We start from the raw sequence: 773 nt of genomic DNA, 5'->3' as shown, positions 1-773 counted from the left end.
CCGCCGCACCGTCCCCCTCCTCCGGCCCGGCCCCGGTCCCGCACAGCCGCAGGTCGTACCAGGGATCGGCCAGATCGGGCTGCGGCTTGCCGAACACGGTGCACGGGATGCTCAGTTCGTACAGATCCCACGAGGGGACCCCGATCTCCTCGGTCACGACCACGGCGACAGAACCGGCACTCATGCCCCGCAGCCTATGGCAGGAATTTGGTGGAGGCCGTCACCGCTGTCACTGTTCCCGATCTTCGTGCCCTGCGAACGTGTCCGTACGTGATCACACGTCATCTGACCATGAATCAAGAGGAGTTGGGCATGAACGCAGCACACCAGCCGGTCACCGTCGTCGGACTGGGCTCGATGGGCTCGGCACTGGCCGCCACGCTGCTGGACCGGGGTCACCCGACCACCGTCTGGAACCGGTCCCCGGACAAGGCCCGCCCCCTGGTCGACCGGGGCGCCCGCCTGGCCGGCACACCCCAGGAGGCGATCGCCGCCTCACCGCTGACCATCGCCTGCGTCCTGGACTACGAGGCGCTGTACACCGCCCTCGACCCGGCCACCGGCGAACTGGCGGGCAGAACCCTGGTCAACCTCACCTCCGGGTCTCCCGAGCAGGCCCAGGAGGCCGTCAAGTGGGCCGACTCCCACGGGGCCGGCTACCTCGACGGGGCCATCATGACCACCCCGCCCGGCGTCGGCGACCCCGCCATGATGTTCCTCTACAGCGGCTCCCGGGAGGTCTTCGACGCCCACCGCCCCACCCTGGCGACCCT

The 773-nt window shown here is 69.9% G+C and carries 1 protein-coding gene and 1 pseudogene; one reads left to right on the top strand and one right to left on the bottom strand.

All coding sequences use genetic code 11. The features are described 5' to 3' along the window. Positions 1–163 (bottom strand): annotated as a pseudogene (locus CA983_RS44460) (AraC family transcriptional regulator); the annotation flags it as partial. Between the two features lie 149 nt (positions 164–312). On the opposite strand from CA983_RS44460, the gene CA983_RS44455 reads away from it, so the two are divergent. After that, positions 313–773 (top strand): NAD(P)-dependent oxidoreductase (locus CA983_RS44455; protein ID WP_143645897.1); only part of this gene is annotated, 461 nt, incomplete at its 3' end.

It is taken from the genome of Streptomyces swartbergensis (assembly GCF_002148965.1).
Lineage (GTDB): Bacteria > Actinomycetota > Actinomycetes > Streptomycetales > Streptomycetaceae > Streptomyces > Streptomyces swartbergensis.
Note: the sequence above shows the minus strand (reverse complement) of the source record. Positions and strands in the feature narration are given on the sequence as shown.